Origin of the sequence: Streptomyces sp. SID10853 (assembly GCF_010548145.1) — a bacterium.
In the GTDB taxonomy this organism is placed as follows: domain Bacteria; phylum Actinomycetota; class Actinomycetes; order Streptomycetales; family Streptomycetaceae; genus Streptomyces.
In genome coordinates this window covers 1-13,739 of sequence record NZ_JAAGLN010000191.1, presented here as the reverse complement: position 1 = coordinate 13,739, position 13,739 = coordinate 1, and the positions used below count along the sequence as shown (strand labels likewise).

Annotated in this window: 17 protein-coding genes and 1 pseudogene; 11 read left to right on the top strand and 7 right to left on the bottom strand. The window is 70.3% G+C overall.

Annotated elements, in window-relative coordinates; genetic code table 11:
* The 3 genes from G3I19_RS27455 to G3I19_RS27445 form a co-directional block, all read right to left on the bottom strand.
* Positions 1 to 472: ATP-binding protein (locus G3I19_RS27455; RefSeq protein ID WP_203600369.1), on the bottom strand; the 472-nt coding region annotated here is incomplete at its 3' end.
* Positions 473 to 528: 56 nt separating this feature from the next.
* Positions 529 to 924 carry a cell division protein SepF gene (locus G3I19_RS27450; RefSeq protein ID WP_164266402.1) on the bottom strand — a complete coding sequence of 132 codons (396 nt, stop codon included), beginning with the start codon at positions 922 to 924 and terminating at the stop codon, positions 529 to 531.
* A gap of 114 nt (positions 925 to 1,038) precedes the next feature.
* Positions 1,039 to 1,917 carry an ABC transporter substrate-binding protein gene (locus tag G3I19_RS27445; protein WP_164266401.1) on the bottom strand — a complete coding sequence of 293 codons (879 nt, stop codon included), beginning with the start codon at positions 1,915 to 1,917 and terminating at the stop codon, positions 1,039 to 1,041.
* 305 nt (positions 1,918 to 2,222) lie between these two features.
* Here G3I19_RS27445 and G3I19_RS27440 point away from each other — a divergent pair, with 305 nt between their 5' ends.
* From G3I19_RS27440 to G3I19_RS27425, 4 genes are all read left to right on the top strand, one after another.
* Positions 2,223 to 2,567, top strand: a complete 345-nt coding sequence (locus G3I19_RS27440) for a hypothetical protein (RefSeq protein ID WP_203600365.1) — start codon at positions 2,223 to 2,225, stop codon at positions 2,565 to 2,567.
* A gap of 94 nt (positions 2,568 to 2,661) precedes the next feature.
* Positions 2,662 to 2,994 (top strand): cupin domain-containing protein, encoded by a 333-nt coding sequence (locus G3I19_RS27435; protein ID WP_164266400.1) that lies wholly within the window; start codon positions 2,662 to 2,664, stop codon positions 2,992 to 2,994.
* A gap of 119 nt (positions 2,995 to 3,113) precedes the next feature.
* Positions 3,114 to 3,536, top strand: a complete 423-nt coding sequence (locus G3I19_RS27430; RefSeq protein WP_164266399.1) for a hypothetical protein — start codon at positions 3,114 to 3,116, stop codon at positions 3,534 to 3,536.
* Between the two features lie 31 nt (positions 3,537 to 3,567).
* Positions 3,568 to 3,939: a VOC family protein gene (locus G3I19_RS27425; protein ID WP_164266398.1), complete on the top strand. Its 372-nt coding sequence runs from the start codon at positions 3,568 to 3,570 to the stop codon at positions 3,937 to 3,939.
* A 45-nt stretch (positions 3,940 to 3,984) separates the two neighbouring features.
* On the opposite strand, the gene G3I19_RS27420 is transcribed toward G3I19_RS27425, so the two are convergent.
* Together G3I19_RS27420 and G3I19_RS27415 are read right to left on the bottom strand one after the other, a co-directional pair.
* Positions 3,985 to 4,683 (bottom strand): GntR family transcriptional regulator, encoded by a 699-nt coding sequence (locus G3I19_RS27420; RefSeq protein ID WP_164266397.1) that lies wholly within the window; start codon positions 4,681 to 4,683, stop codon positions 3,985 to 3,987.
* Complete coding sequence (locus tag G3I19_RS27415; RefSeq protein WP_343235223.1) at positions 4,680 to 5,207, bottom strand: peptide deformylase; 528 nt, start codon at positions 5,205 to 5,207, stop codon at positions 4,680 to 4,682. The genes G3I19_RS27420 and G3I19_RS27415 overlap by 4 nt, the downstream gene beginning before the upstream one ends.
* Positions 5,208 to 5,381: 174 nt before the next feature.
* Here G3I19_RS27415 and G3I19_RS27410 point away from each other — a divergent pair, with 174 nt between their 5' ends.
* Entirely contained in the window at positions 5,382 to 6,164 is a 783-nt protein-coding gene (locus tag G3I19_RS27410) for an SDR family oxidoreductase (protein WP_164266396.1), read from the top strand.
* 23 nt (positions 6,165 to 6,187) lie between these two features.
* Here G3I19_RS27410 and hypB read toward each other — a convergent pair whose 3' ends face one another.
* Positions 6,188 to 7,069: a hydrogenase nickel incorporation protein HypB gene (hypB, locus tag G3I19_RS27405; protein ID WP_164266395.1), complete on the bottom strand. Its 882-nt coding sequence runs from the start codon at positions 7,067 to 7,069 to the stop codon at positions 6,188 to 6,190.
* Positions 7,070 to 7,072: 3 nt separating this feature from the next.
* Positions 7,073 to 7,402 (bottom strand): hydrogenase maturation nickel metallochaperone HypA, encoded by a 330-nt coding sequence (locus G3I19_RS27400; RefSeq protein ID WP_164266394.1) that lies wholly within the window; start codon positions 7,400 to 7,402, stop codon positions 7,073 to 7,075.
* A 352-nt stretch (positions 7,403 to 7,754) separates the two neighbouring features.
* Between G3I19_RS27400 and G3I19_RS27395 the strand changes: the two genes are divergently transcribed.
* The 6 genes and pseudogenes from G3I19_RS27395 to G3I19_RS27370 all read left to right on the top strand — a co-directional run.
* A complete protein-coding gene (locus G3I19_RS27395) occupies positions 7,755 to 8,810 on the top strand; it encodes a hydrogenase expression protein HypE (RefSeq protein ID WP_164266393.1) in 1,056 nt (351 codons plus the stop codon).
* Positions 8,811 to 8,844: 34 nt separating this feature from the next.
* Positions 8,845 to 10,638, top strand: coding sequence for a nickel-dependent hydrogenase large subunit (locus tag G3I19_RS27390; RefSeq protein ID WP_164266392.1), 1,794 nt, complete (start codon positions 8,845 to 8,847; stop codon positions 10,636 to 10,638).
* A complete protein-coding gene (locus G3I19_RS27385) occupies positions 10,638 to 11,588 on the top strand; it encodes a NifU family protein (RefSeq protein ID WP_164266391.1) in 951 nt (316 codons plus the stop codon). The genes G3I19_RS27390 and G3I19_RS27385 overlap by 1 nt, the downstream gene beginning before the upstream one ends.
* Positions 11,585 to 12,238, top strand: a complete 654-nt coding sequence (locus tag G3I19_RS27380; protein ID WP_164266390.1) for a DUF5947 family protein — start codon at positions 11,585 to 11,587, stop codon at positions 12,236 to 12,238. Before G3I19_RS27385 ends, G3I19_RS27380 begins: the two co-directional genes overlap by 4 nt.
* Positions 12,235 to 12,891, top strand: a complete 657-nt coding sequence (locus G3I19_RS27375) for a DUF6084 family protein (RefSeq protein ID WP_164266389.1) — start codon at positions 12,235 to 12,237, stop codon at positions 12,889 to 12,891. Before G3I19_RS27380 ends, G3I19_RS27375 begins: the two co-directional genes overlap by 4 nt.
* Positions 12,888 to 13,739: pseudogene (locus G3I19_RS27370) on the top strand (hypothetical protein); the annotation flags it as partial. The gene G3I19_RS27375 and the pseudogene G3I19_RS27370, both read left to right, overlap by 4 nt.

Here is a 13,739-nt window from a genome sequence, read left to right as displayed (position 1 = left end):
CGTCGGGCAGCGGGGCCCGGGTCACCGGGACCGCGCCCGCCGTGTGCCAGGCGGCCTGCACCGTCCTGCGCGCCGGATCGCGCAACGCCGTGGACAGCAGCAACTGGCCGTCCGCGGTCAGCCGTTCGCCCACCACGCGCAGTTCGGGCTCGGCCTGCACCGCCAGATCGAGGTGGACGGGGCCGGCCGGGCCGTCGACCGTGCAGCCGATCCGGAACCCCCGCCGCCCCTGCGCGTCCGCGCAGGCCCGCTCCGGGACACAGCTGCCCGGGTCGTCGAAGACCTCACCGAGCTCGTCCCCCGCGCCGAGCCGCGCCAGCGCCTCGTACACCTGGAGCGCGCTCGTCTTACCGCTCCCGCTCGCCCCTGTGAACAGGGTCAGCGGGGCGAGCGGAAAGGCGGCGCCGCGGTGCGACTTGAAGGCCGAGAGCCGCAGTTCGGTGACGGTGGGGCGTGCGTAGGTTGCGTCCATGGTCCGGACCGTACGCACGCCTCACGGTGGCGAACCGTTCCGTCTGGATGACCTTCCTACGATCGGGGGACTGCGGCCGCCGCGATTCCCTCCACCTCCATGCCGGCCGGAGCCAGCAGGAAGACGTTCTTGTCGACCCGGTGCATCCCGCTGCCGAGGCCGAAGACCACACCGCTGCTGAAGTCCAGGATGCGCTTGGCCACTTCGGTCTCGGCCCCGGTCAGGTCGAGCAGCACGGGCACCTGCCCGACGAGGTACTCGGCGACTTCACGCGCGTCGGCGAACACCTGCACACGCAGCACCACGAAACGGCGCTGCTCGGCCGCGTACTCGTTCGGGATCGTCTCGTGGTCCACTCGCGAGGGCCATTCGTTGCGCCCGCGCAGCGGCACCACCTGGGCGAGCCCCTCCCACTGCTCGTCGGTGACGTCGTACTCGTCGTACCTGCTCACCGGACCACCTCGGCTGGGCTTTCTATCTGCATCAGCCAATTCTGACCCCCTTCACCCGTTCGGCCCAACTCCGACACGGATGAGTCCCTTGATCAGCGCCGGGTGTGAGCGCACTCACTGGGCAGCGGTGGCCTCCAGCGCCTGGGCCACCGAGGCGAAGAACCGGGTGTGGGAACGGGCGCTGTCCGCGGCTTCCGGGTTCCACGGCAGCACCCTCGCCCCGTCGGTGAGGCGCAGCCACTCGTCGTTGCCGCTCAGTTCGTCGAGGGGTGTGGCGTTCGACCTGACGTCCGCGAGGACGATGCCGGGGTTCAGCGCCGCCGCCTCCGCCCAGCTGACGGTGGCCCAGTTCGCGCCGGCGCCGTCGGGCGGCCGCACCATGCTGACGCCGTGTTCGCTCAGCGCGCGCAGTTCGGGCCAGGCTCCGGGGCGCGCCAGATGCACCTGGTCGGGCCCGGCGGGTGAGAGCGCGAGCACCTCGGGTCCTGACGGTATGTCCGCGGCCGCGCGCAGCCGGTGGTGTGCGGCGTCCAGCAGCTCCTGCTGCTCGCCGTCGCCGCGGGCCCCCAGCGAGCGGGCGAGCGCGTCGAACCTGCTCCTGATCCCGTCCAGGCTGTGCGTCTGTCCCACGTCGATGACGACGACGGGGACGTGCTCCTCCAGGTGTTTGGCGGTGTCCGGGTCGAGTCCGTACACCTGCCCGCCGCCGTAGCTGACCGCCACCACGAGATCCGGGCCGCCGCCGAGCAGCGTGTCCAGATCGAGCGTGCCGCCCGCTCCCAGGTAGCGGACGGCGCCCTGCGGCAGCGCCCCCGCCTTGGCCGGGTCGACCGCCGCTCCGTCGTGCAGGGATCCGAAGACCGCGTGCGGGGTCAGGCCGTGGTCCCACAGCGTGGCCCCGGCCCGGATGTACGCCGTCACTTTCGACGGTGTCCGCCCAGCCCTCGACAGCTGCCCACGGTCGTCGGAAAACTGCCAGCCAGATCGTTCCATGACGTTTCGCGCCCCCTCCGGGTCAGCGTCGTCCCGTCCTCCGGGCTCCGCACACCCGTACCTGCCCAGCTCTGGTGTACGGCATTCGGCGAGCGGCAACCCGCGTACGGCGATCGGGCAGCGCCCCCGTACTCGGCGACGGTTGAGTACCGGTACTCAAGCCGCTGCCGTCCGGCTCCGGCAGTCTGGAAGCAGGAAGAAGCAGGAAGAAGAGAGACACGGGGCCGCGGCACGCGGACGTACCGCCCGCTGAACGGGCGGGCGCGGCGTACCCGGTCACAGAGCGAGACGGTGGTGGAGAGACGATGGACGGCAAGAACCTGGTGCGGCGGATCGGCCGGACAGTGGCGGGGGACTGGTTGTCGCGCGGGTACCTCATAGTCATCGCGGCCCTGCTGGTCTGGGTGTGGGTGGACACCACGCTGGTCTCGCACCCTGACGCGTCGTTCTCCGGGGTGTACCCGATCCTGCTCACCGCGCCGACCAGCCTGCTCATGCTGCTGCCCGGCGTCGGGGCGTCCCTGACGTACGTCGTACTGGTGGTGGCAGCCCTGGTCAACTCGTCGGTCATCAGTCTCTTCGTCCGCCGGACGGCCGGGTACGGCAGTGGCCGCCGCCGCACCGGCCCCGGTGCGGCCCCCGCCAGGTGACCCGCTCCGCCTGCCCCCCCCGGCCGCACTGGGGAGCACGCCCGCCCGGCGCCGTCCGCGTTGCCCGGGCGGACGGATGCGGGAGAATGACGTCATGCAGAGACTCTCTCTCGAAGCCCTGGCCCGCCAGCAGATCGAACTGGCGGCCACGGCCGGCGGCGGTCATACGGCGGACACCGTCTACGGCGGTCATGAGAAGGTCCTGCGCCAGACGGTCATCGGGATGACACGCGGCTCGCACCTCGCCGAGCACGAGAATCCCGGGGAGGCCACGGTGCAGGTCCTGCAGGGCCGGGTGCGGCTCACGGCGGGCGATCTGTCCTGGGAGGCCCGTCAGGGCGACCTGATCATCGTGCCCGACAGCCGCCACCGGGTCGAGGCCCTGGAGGACTCGGCCCTGCTGCTGACCGTGGCCAAGCTGCTCTGACACCCCCGCTACGCCGACGCTCCCCCACTGCCCGGCCCCCGGCCCCACCGCTCCTGCGGCAGCCCGGCTACCCTCTGCGGCCTGATGGTTTCCGGCCGAAGGACAACGGGGGTACAGCAGTGAGCGGCGAGCGCGACGGCATACCGGCAGAACCCGAACACGTCCGGCCCGCACGGTCGTTGGGCAGGCTGCCCGCGGTCGTACGCGGCGGGGCGACCCTCGCACTGCTGGTAGCGATGGCAGCGGTGGGGCTGCTGTTCGTGCCGGTGTCGCCGAAGATCCACGACCCGTCCGGTTACGCGGGGGAGAACGACACCGTGCAGGTGACCTGCGGCTCGGTCCTGAACCCGGCGGGCGACGACGCGCTGGCGGACAACCGCGACACCGCACCGGCCTGTGGTTCCGCCCGGATCCAGCGCGCGGGATGGTCGGGCGTGGGGCTCGGCGCCGCCTTCGCCGTCCTGGTGCTCTCGCTGCTCATGGGCGACGGAATGTCCGAGGGCCCCGCACCCCGGAGTGACCAGCCCGAGAAAACCGTGTGATCCGTCCGAAGGCCCCGGGCACAATGCCGGCATGCCTGTTTCCTTGCATCACATCGTCATCGACGCCCACGACCTGCCCGGTCTGGCCCGCTTCTGGGCAGCGGTACTCGGCTGGCGGATTCTGTCCGAGCGGGAGCGTGAAGTGGTGATCGGACCGGAGGAGACCGCACCGACAGGTATCTGCTTCATGCCGGTGACGGACCGTAAGACCGTCAAGAACCGTCTGCACCTCGATCTGACGGCCCCCGCGGAGGACCGGGAGGCCGAGATCGCCCGCATCCTCGCACTCGGCGCCACCCCGGCGGACGTCGGCCAGACCGGAGACGAGTCGTGGACCGTACTGGCCGATCCGGAGGGCAACGAGTTCTGTGTGGTCCGCCCGAAGAAGACCCTGATCAGCTGAGGAGACCCTCCCGGCGGTGACCGTGCGGCTGTCAACTCGACGCGGTCACCGCACGGTTGCAGCCGCGCCCGTGCCCTCGTCCTCACCCGCGAGCCATGCGGCGATACAGCGCTTGCCGTCGTGCCAGTGCTCCTCGATGACCGCCGCCGCGCGCTCGTGGTCACCCTCCGCCAGTGCCGAGAGCACCAGCCGGTGCTGCCGGTCCGCCGGGCCGCGCGAGGGCGTGTGCTGCATGTAGGCGATCTCGTAACGGGAAAGGCTGGTACGCAGTTTCGCGATCGCCTCCAGGAGGTGCTGGTTGCCGCAGAGGCTGATCAGCCCGGTGTGGAAGTCCGTGTCGAGCGCGCGCCGCGCCACCGCGTCGCCGCTCGCCTCCAGTTCGTCCAGCAGCCCGGCCAGCCGGTCGTGCTCCGCGGTGTCGAGAGGCCGGCGGACCGAGCGCAGGGCGAGGGCTTCGAGAGCGGCCAGGATGGGGTACACCTCGGAGACCTCACGGTCGCTCAGCGGCCTGACGACGAAGCCGCGCGCCGGCGAGGAGTGCACGACACCTTCGGCCTCCAGACGCAGCAGAGCCTCGCGCACCGGTGTGCGGGAGACGCCGAGGGAGCGGCTGAGGGCTGCCTCCGTCACAGCCGTACCGGGCGGGAGGCGGCCGGTGGAGAGCAGCGTCACGATCCGTGCGTAGACGGCCTCCCTCAGCGGCTCGTTGCGGGTGATGGGAGCGACGGGGCCGGGAGTGCTCATCGGCGGTAGGGGCTTTCGTCGCGGTGCCGCGCCTCGAACTCCGAGCGCATGCAGAGGGTGGAGAGATCGGTCATGCGGTCGACGGCGAGGAAGCCGTCGAGGTGGTCGATCTCGTGCTGGAGCAGTTCGCCGAGCTCTCCGTCGGCACGCAGGGTGTGCTCCTGGCCGTCGGGCGACAGGTAGTCGACGGTGATCCAGGTATGGCGGCGGACCCGGCAGAAGATCTCGACGGAGAAGCTGAGGCAGGCGTCCCAGGGCTCCCAGGTGGCCTCCGATCGCTCCGTGATGCGGGGGTTGACGAGCGTCCAGGGCTCGTCGAGCCGCAGGTGCACCATCCGGACGCCCGCGCCGATCTGCGGGGCTGCGATCCCGCGGCCGTAACCGGTGCGCTTCACCCAGTCCGCCAGCGTGTCGTCCAGGTCGGTGGCGAGCGCACGTGCCCGGCCGGACAGCGGAGTGGTCAGCGGCTCAGCCGGGGTCCGCAGGAACGGGTCGCCGAGTTGCAAGGTTTCTCGTACCGTCACCTGCCTATCGTATGCGATGTACGTGTGCCGGGCACCGGCCGGTGCCCGGCGGAGTGCTCACCGGGGCCGGCCAGGTACCTCGGCCGAGACCCGGCGCACGGGCCATGGCAGGGTCTTACGGGACCAGCGGGCCGCGTTCGCCCGGCGGGCCATGACACACGGAAGGACCGCACGTTGACCACCACCGAGGGCTACCTCTCCGACCTGTTCTCCCTGGACGGCCGGGTCGCCGTCGTGACCGGCGGGAGTTCCGGTATCGGCCGCAGTATCGCCGGGGCGCTCGCCCGGGCCGGGGCGAGCGTCGTCATCGTGGCGCGCCGGGAGGCGGAACTGGCCGCGACCGTCGGGGAACTGGTGGCCGACGGCTGCCGGGCGGCCTGGGTCAGCGCCGACCTCAGCACGCGGGCGGGCGTGCGCGCGGCGGCCGAAAAGGCGGTCGAAGCCTTCGGTGAGCCGGACATCCTCGTCAACTCCGCCGGGGTCAACATCCGCCCGCCGATGGGCGAGTTGGACGACGAGGCGTGGGACACCACGATGGGGGTGAATCTGGAAGCGCCCTATCTGCTGGGGCAGCGGTTCGGCCCCGGCATGGCCGAGCGCGGCTTCGGCCGGATCATCCACGTCACCTCCCAGCAGGCGCACCGGGCCTTCGTCCAGAGCGGCGCCTACGGGGTGTCCAAGGGGGCGCTGGAGTCGCTGGCCCGCTCCCAGGCCGAGGCGTGGTCGCCGCACGGCGTCACCTGCAACACCCTGGTGCCCGGTTTCGTGATGACGCCGCTCAATGTGCGGCTGTCGTCCGACCCGGAGAAGACGGCCGCCCTGGCCGCGCGCACCATGACCGGACGTAACGGTCTCGCCGAGGACTTCGAGGGCGCAGCGGTGTTCCTGGCCGGCCGCGCCTCCGCGTATGTCACCGGTCAGTCGGTCTTCGTGGACGGCGGGTTCTCCGTCCACTGAGGGTCATGCGCACGGGGGGAACCTCAGCTCAGGAGCATCTGGTCGTCCAGCGCCGCCACCCACTCGTACCACTGGTCCATGCCCTCGCCCGTCGTCGCGGACACCGTCAGCACCCGTACGTCGGGGTTGACGGAGCGGGCGTACGCCTCGCACCGGGCCACGTCGAAGTCGACATAGGGCAGCAGATCGACCTTGTTGATGAGGACCAGGTCGGCGGCACCGAACATATAGGGGTACTTGAGCGGCTTGTCCGTGCCCTCGGTGACCGAGATGATGACGATCCGGCTGCGCTCCCCCAGGTCGAAGAGGGCCGGACACACCAGGTTCCCGACGTTCTCGACCAGGACCAGCGCTCCGGGCTCCGGTGCGAGGGTGGCGAGGGCGCCCTCCATCATCCCGGCGTCGAGGTGGCAGCCGGCGCCGGTGTTCACCTGCACCACCGCGCATCCCGCGCGCTTGATGCGGTCGGCGTCGAGCATGGTCTCCTGGTCGCCCTCGACCACCGCGACCGGACGCCGTCCGGCGAAGTCCCTGATGGTGCGCTCCAGCAGGGTCGTCTTGCCCGCGCCGGGTGAACTCATCAGGTTGACCGCCACGATGTGCCGCTCGGCGAGCCAGCCGCGGTTGCGCTCCGCCTGCAGCTCGTTCTTGGCGAGCACCCGCTGCTCCAGGGTGACCGTCTGGCCGCCGTCGGGCGCGGCCCCGTGCCCGTGGTGGTCGTGGCCTTCGTGGCGCCCGTGACCGTCGCCATGGTCATGGTCGTGGTCGTGGTCGTGGTCATGACCGTCGCCATGGTTGTGGCCGTGACTGTGGTCCTGATGACCGGTGGCCCGTGCGTGGTCCTCGTGGGGCAGGGCAATCCGCGTGCCGCCGCCCTCTTCGCCACAACCGCAGGTACCGCACATGGGTCAGCCCACTTTCATCGAGATGATCTGCAGTTCACGTCCCGACGTGATCTCCACGTCGGCGCTGCCGCACGGACAGAGCAGTACGGGATCGGCCAGGGCGAAGTCCTGTGCGCACGTGCGGCAGCGGGCCGATCCCGGGGGCTGGTCGATCTCCAGATGCGCGCCCTCGGCCACCGTGCCGGCCGTCACCAGGTCGAAGCAGAACCGCATCGACTCCGCCACGACAGCCGTGAGCACTCCGACCCGCACGCGGACGGTGCGGACCGGCCTGCCTTCGGCGCGCTCGCAGACCATGTCGACGACGCTCTGCGTGATCGACAATTCATGCATCTCTGCCTCGTTCCCGCGTCGGTGGCACGACCGTAGGACCTGAAACCGGTGCGTGCCTCTTACGCTTGATTCGGTCGGCCCTTTTCTCTTTCCGGTTCATTCGACCGGCGCAATCCGGATCCGGTCACCGGAAGAAAGCCGAGCCGACTGCGTCCGAGCGGCTCGCATTCCGATGTCCACACCGCCGAATGGCACGGCCCAATGGCATCCGTACGGATTTCTTCCCGCGTTGACAGGGCGCGTGCTCCGGGCCTAGATGGTAGCAATGTGAGCGACACCACACTCGTGAACCAGGCGCCCCGATCCCAGCGGAATCCGCATCGGCACGCCGGTCCCGGAAGGCGGCAGCGCTATGCCGACAGAGGCAGCGGTAAAGGCAGAGGAAACCCTGATCCACGTTCTCTGGATCAATGCCGGACTCAGTTGTGACGGCGACTCCGTGGCCCTGACGGCGGCCACGCAGCCCAGCATCGAGGAGATCGCGCTCGGCGCCCTGCCCGGCCTGCCCCAGGTCGCGGTGCACTGGCCGCTCATCGACTTCGAGTGCGGGCCGACCGGCGGCGCCGATGACTTCCTGGAGTGGTTCTTCAAGGCGGACAGAGGTGAGCTGGAGCCGTTCGTCCTGGTCGTGGAGGGGTCGATCCCCAACGAGCAGCTGCACGACGAGGGGTACTGGTGCGGCTTCGGCAACGATCCCGCCACCGGACAGCCGATGACCACCAGCGAGTGGATCGACCGGCTGGCGCCGAAGGCCACCGCGATCGTCGCGGTCGGGACCTGCGCGACATACGGCGGTATCCACGCCATGTCCGGGAATCCGACGGGCGCGATGGGGGTGCCCGACTATCTGGGCTGGGACTGGAAGTCCAAGGCGGGAATTCCGATCGTGTGCGTCCCCGGATGCCCGATCCAGCCGGACAACCTGTCCGAGACACTGACCTATCTGCTCTACATGGCGACGGACCAGGCCCCGATGATTCCGCTGGATGACGCGCTGCGCCCCGCGTGGCTCTTCGGACAGACGGTTCACGAGGGGTGCGACAGGGCCGGCTACTACGAGCAGGGCGATTTCGCCACCGAATACGGATCGCCCAAGTGCATTGTCAAACTCGGCTGCTGGGGGCCCACGGTCAAGTGCAATGTGCCCAAGCGCGGCTGGATGAACGGTATCGGCGGCTGTCCGAATGTCGGCGGAATCTGTATCGGGTGCACCATGCCGGGATTCCCGGACAAGTTCATGCCGTTCATGGACGAGCCGCCCGGCGGCAAGCTCTCGTCGAACGCGGTCGGGCTGTACGGGGCGACCATGCGCCGGCTGCGCAACATGACCACGCACACGCTGGACCAGGAGCCGAAGTGGCGCAGGCCCGGCAGGAGTCTCACGACCGGTGCCACCCGCACCTGGTGACCGACCGCAACGGAAAGAAAGATGAGGCGGCGCAATGACCGCGACGCAACGCAGGGGTGGCAGCGGGATCCCGGGCAAGGACGACCTTGTCGAGATGGCGTGGGACCCCATCACCCGCATCGTCGGCAGCCTGGGGATCTACACGAAGATCGACTTCAAGCAGAAGGTGGTGGCCGAGTGCCACAGCACCAGCTCCATCTTCCGCGGCTACTCGGTCTTCATGAAGGGCAAGGACCCGCGCGACGCGCACTTCATCACCAGCCGGATCTGCGGCATCTGCGGCGACAACCACGCCACGTGCTCCTGCTACGCGCAGAACATGGCGTACGGGGTGAAGCCGCCGCACATCGGTGAGTGGATCGTCAACCTCGGTGAAGCCGCGGAGTACATGTTCGACCACAACATCTTCCAGGAGAACCTGGTCGGGGTCGACTACTGCGAGAAGATGGTCGCGGAGACCAACCCGGGCGTACTGGAGCAGGCCAACCGCACCCCGTCACCACACGCCGAGGCCCACGGGTACAAGACCATCGGCGACATCATGCGCTCGCTGAACCCGTTCACCGGTGAGTTCTACCGCGAGGCCCTCCAGGTCAGCCGGATGACCCGGGAGATGTTCTGCCTCATGGAGGGCAGGCACGTACACCCCTCCACGCTCTACCCGGGCGGCGTGGGAACCGTGGCGACCGTGCAGCTGATGACGGACTACATCACCCGCCTCCAGCGCTACGTCGAGTTCATGAAGAAGGTCGTGCCGATGCACGACGACCTCTTCGACTTCTTCTACGAGGCGCTGCCCGGCTACGAGCAGGTCGGCAACCGGCGCATCCTGCTGGGCTGCTGGGGCTCGTTCCAGGACCCGGAGCACTGCAACTTCAAGTACCAGGACATGACCGAGTGGGGACGGAAGATGTACGTCACCCCCGGTGTGGTCGTGGACGGGAAGCTGGTCACCACCGACCTGGTGAAGATCAACCTGGGCATCCGGATCCTCCTCGGCTCGTCGTACTACGGCGACTGGGAGGAGCAGGAGATGTTCGTGACCCACGACCCGATGGGCAACCCGGTCGACCGCAGGCACCCGTGGAACCAGCACACCAACCCGCAGCCGCAGAAGCGGGATCTGGACGACAAGTACAGCTGGGTCATGTCGCCGCGCTGGTTCGACGGCAAGGACTACCTCGCGCTCGACACCGGCGGCGGCCCGCTGGCCCGGCTGTGGACCACCGCGCTGGCCGGTCTCGTCGACATCGGGTACATCCAGGCCACCGGCAACAGCGTCAGGATCAACCTCCCCAAGACCGCGCTCAAGGGCCCGGTCGAGCTGGAGTGGCACGTCCCGAAGTGGAGCAACACGATCGAGCGCAACCGGGCGCGCACCTACTTCCAGGCGTACGCGGCCGCCTGCGCGCTGCACTTCGCCGAGAAGGCGCTGGTGGAGATCCGGGCGGGCCGGACGAAGACCTGGGAGAAGTTCGAGGTCCCGGAGGAGGGCGTCGGCTGCGGCTTCACCGAGGCGGTACGCGGCGTGCTCTCGCACCACATGGTGATCAGGGACGGCAAGATCGCCAACTACCACCCGTACCCGCCGACCCCCTGGAACGCGAGCCCCCGCGACAACTTCGGTACGCCGGGGCCCTACGAGGACGCGGTGCAGGGCCAGCCGATCTTCGAGGAGAACGACCGGGAGCACTTCAAGGGGATCGACATCATGCGCACGGTGCGCAGCTTCGACCCCTGTCTGCCCTGCGGCGTGCACATGTATCTCGGCGAGGGCAAGAAGCTGGAACTGCTGCACTCCCCCACCCAGTCCGCGGGCAGCGAGTGATGGCGGAGACGGAACAGAGCGCTTCCGGGCCCGCCGACTGGCGGGCGACCGGTGACCGTATCGACACCCTGATCGCCGCGAGTGCGGCGGGCGGCGCCGTGGCCCGCGAGCGGAGCGAGGAACTGGTCCGGCTGGTCACGGACTTCTACGGCGCCGGTCTTGAGCGGCTGCTCGACCTCGTGCACGAGCAGGGCCGACTGGACGACGAGCTGCTGGCGGCTCTCGCGGCCGACGACCTGGTGGCCAGTCTGCTGCTGGTGCACGGGCTGCACCCGTACGGCGTGGAGACCCGGGTCGAGGAGGCGCTGGAGAGCGTCCGGCCGTATCTCGGTTCGCACGGCGGCGATGTGGAGCTGCTGGGCGTCACGGCGGACGGGGTCGTGACGCTGCGGCTGCTCGGCAGCTGCGACGGGTGCCCCTCGTCGTCGGCCACGCTCAAGCTGGCCGTGCGCAGCGCGGTCGAGGCGGCCGCCCCGGAGATCACCGGGATCGAGGTGGAGGCACCGGCCGAGGGCGCGGCGGGCGAACCGGGGCCGCTGGTCACGGTGGACTCGCTGTTCTCCCGGCTGCACGAGGCGGCGTCCGCTCCGGGCGACGGCGCCTCGTCCTGGGAGGCCGTGCCCGGTCTCGAAACCCTGGAGCCCGGTGGCGTACGGCACTTCACCGTGGGCGCGATCCCGGTTCTGGCGTGCCGGCTCGGGTCCGGTCTCTTCGCCTTCCGTGACTGGTGCGCGCGGTGCGACCGGTCGCTGGACGGTGTGGCGCTGGCCCGCAGGCTGGGCGGCGCGTCCGGGGACGGCGTGCTGCGGTGCCCCGGCTGCCGTGCGCACTACGACGTACGGCGGGCCGGTGCCTGTCTCGACGTGGACGGGCTGCACCTCGATCCGCTGCCCCTGCTCGTGGACGGCCCGACGGTCTCCGTCGCGGTGCCCGCACCGGTCTCCGCATGAGCGCCCCGGGCCGTACGACGACCCCGGTGTCCGCGCTGCGGCGGATCGCCCGCAACCGTCCGCGGCCGGTGGCCGGGGAACGCTGCGAGATGTGCGCTGAGCAGGTGGGCCCCGAGCACTCGCATGTGGTGAACCTGGAGAGCCGGGCGCTGATGTGCAGCTGCCGCGCCTGCTATCTCCTGTTCACCGAGGAGGACGCGCGGCTGCGCTACCGGGCGGTGCCCGAGCGGTATCTCCGCTTCGACGGAGTGCCGCTGGACGCACGGGCCTGGGACGAGCTCCAGATCCCGGTGGGTCTGGCGTTCCTGTTCCGCAACTCGGTGCAGGACCGCACGGTCGCCTTCTACCCCGGGCCCGCGGGCGCGACGGAGTCCGAACTGCCGCTGGAGGCCTGGGACACCATCGTGTCGGCCGCGCCCGCCCTCGCGGTGCTGCGCCCCGACGTCGAGGCGCTGCTGATCCGCCGCCCCGGCACCGGGGACGGCTCCTGCCACCTGGTGCCGATCGACGCGTGCTACGAGCTGGTCGGCCGGCTCCGGACGCTGTGGCGCGGCTTCGACGGCGGCCGTGAGGCGCACACGGCGATGGACGCCTTCTTCGCGCAGGTGCGGGACCGCAGCAGGGCCGTACCCGCGGAGGCGGCCTCGTGAGCGGCACGGACTTCTCCGTACTGGACTTCTCGGTGCTCGACATCGCGGCCGAACCGTACGCGGCGGCACCCCAGTTGACGGCCCGGCTGCGGATCGAGGAGAGCAGCGGCGAGCGGATCCACGCGATCGTCCTGCAGTGCCAGGTCCGTATCGAGCCGCAGCGCCGCTCCTACGACGGGGCCGAGGAAGAAGCGCTGCGCGGGCTGTTCGGGGAGCGGTCCCGGTGGGCGGACACCCTGCGGCCGTTCCTCTGGATGCAGTGCAACACCACGGTCCAGGGGTTCACCGGCGCCACCGAGACCGGCCTCGCGCTGCCCTGCACCTATGACTTCGACGTGACGGGCTCGCGGTATCTGCACGCACTCGGGGAGGGCACGGTCCCGCTCACGCTGCTCTTCTCGGGCACGGTCTTCACCAAGGGCAGCGCCGGCTTCGGCGTACGGCAGATCCCCTGGGACTGCGAGGCCCGGTATGCGATGCCCGTCGCTGTGTGGCGGGAGATGGTCGCCGCCCACTTCCCGAACGCCGGGTGGATCAGGCTCGATCACGACGTCATCGCCGAGTTCGCCGGCTTCCGGGCGCGGCGCGGGCTGATCAGCTGGGAAGAGACGGTCCACACGCTGCTGGCCGAGACCGGAGAGGTGGTCCCGTGACCCCTGTGAACGCCATGAGCCTCGACGAGGTCCGTACGGTCGCCGACGCGGTGCTGTACGAGGGGTATCTGCTGTATCCGTACCGGGCCAGCTCAGGAAAGAACCGGTCGCGCTGGCAGTTCGGCGTGCTCGGGCCGCCGTCCGCGGCGCCCGCCTGCTTCGGCGAGGAGCCGGACATGGCGATGCAGTGTCTGCTGGCGCCGTCCGGCTCGCCCGCCGCTGTGACGGTCCATCTGCGCTTCCTCCAGGTGCAGCTGCGCGAGGTGCAGCGGCTCGGAGCGGACGGCGGCCACACCCCGGTGGCCGAACTCACCGTGTCCGGTGCCACGTTGCTGAGCTGGGAGGAGGCCGTGGAGCAGGAGATCGTGCTGCCCGAGCTCTCCCTGACGGAGCCGGCCGACGTACGGCGCACCGTACCCGGCGGCGAGGACGTGGAGCAGCTGACCGGCGCCGACGGCGCGCCGGCCGGGCGCATCGTACGGCGCAGGCTGCCGCTGGACGTCCGGATCCGGCTGGCGGCCACCGATGACGACGGGCTGCTGCGGCTGTCGCTCACCGTGGCGAACGAGCATCCGGGGACGCCCGGCTCCAAGGACGAGGCGATCCGCAGCTCGCTGATCGGGGCGCATCTGATCCTGCGGGCGCACGGCGGCGAGTTCGTCTCGCTCCTGGAGCCGCCGGAGCACGCGGCGGCCGCCGCGGCCCGCTGCCGGCAGCGCAGATGCTGGCCGGTCCTGGCCGGCGCCAAGGGCTCGGCGGACACCGTCCTGGGCGCGCCGATCATCCTCTACGACCACCCGGAGGTGGCCGAGCAGAGTCCGGGCGCCCTCTTCGACTCCACCGAGATC

What these genes read in the sequence shown, in the direction of transcription:
- G3I19_RS27445 (WP_164266401.1), bottom strand. Translation starts at nt 1,917, where the DNA reads ATGGAACGATCTGGCTGGCAGTTTTCCGACGACCGTGGGCAGCTGTCG.
- G3I19_RS27440 (WP_203600365.1), top strand. Translation starts at nt 2,223, where the DNA reads ATGGACGGCAAGAACCTGGTGCGGCGGATCGGCCGGACAGTGGCGGGG.
- G3I19_RS27435 (WP_164266400.1), top strand. Translation starts at nt 2,662, where the DNA reads ATGCAGAGACTCTCTCTCGAAGCCCTGGCCCGCCAGCAGATCGAACTG.
- G3I19_RS27425 (WP_164266398.1), top strand. Translation starts at nt 3,568, where the DNA reads ATGCCTGTTTCCTTGCATCACATCGTCATCGACGCCCACGACCTGCCC.
- G3I19_RS27420 (WP_164266397.1), bottom strand. Translation starts at nt 4,683, where the DNA reads ATGAGCACTCCCGGCCCCGTCGCTCCCATCACCCGCAACGAGCCGCTG.
- hypB (WP_164266395.1), bottom strand. Translation starts at nt 7,069, where the DNA reads ATGTGCGGTACCTGCGGTTGTGGCGAAGAGGGCGGCGGCACGCGGATT.
- G3I19_RS27400 (WP_164266394.1), bottom strand. Translation starts at nt 7,402, where the DNA reads ATGCATGAATTGTCGATCACGCAGAGCGTCGTCGACATGGTCTGCGAG.
- G3I19_RS27395 (WP_164266393.1), top strand. Translation starts at nt 7,755, where the DNA reads ATGCCGACAGAGGCAGCGGTAAAGGCAGAGGAAACCCTGATCCACGTT.
- G3I19_RS27390 (WP_164266392.1), top strand. Translation starts at nt 8,845, where the DNA reads ATGACCGCGACGCAACGCAGGGGTGGCAGCGGGATCCCGGGCAAGGAC.
- G3I19_RS27385 (WP_164266391.1), top strand. Translation starts at nt 10,638, where the DNA reads ATGGCGGAGACGGAACAGAGCGCTTCCGGGCCCGCCGACTGGCGGGCG.
- G3I19_RS27380 (WP_164266390.1), top strand. Translation starts at nt 11,585, where the DNA reads ATGAGCGCCCCGGGCCGTACGACGACCCCGGTGTCCGCGCTGCGGCGG.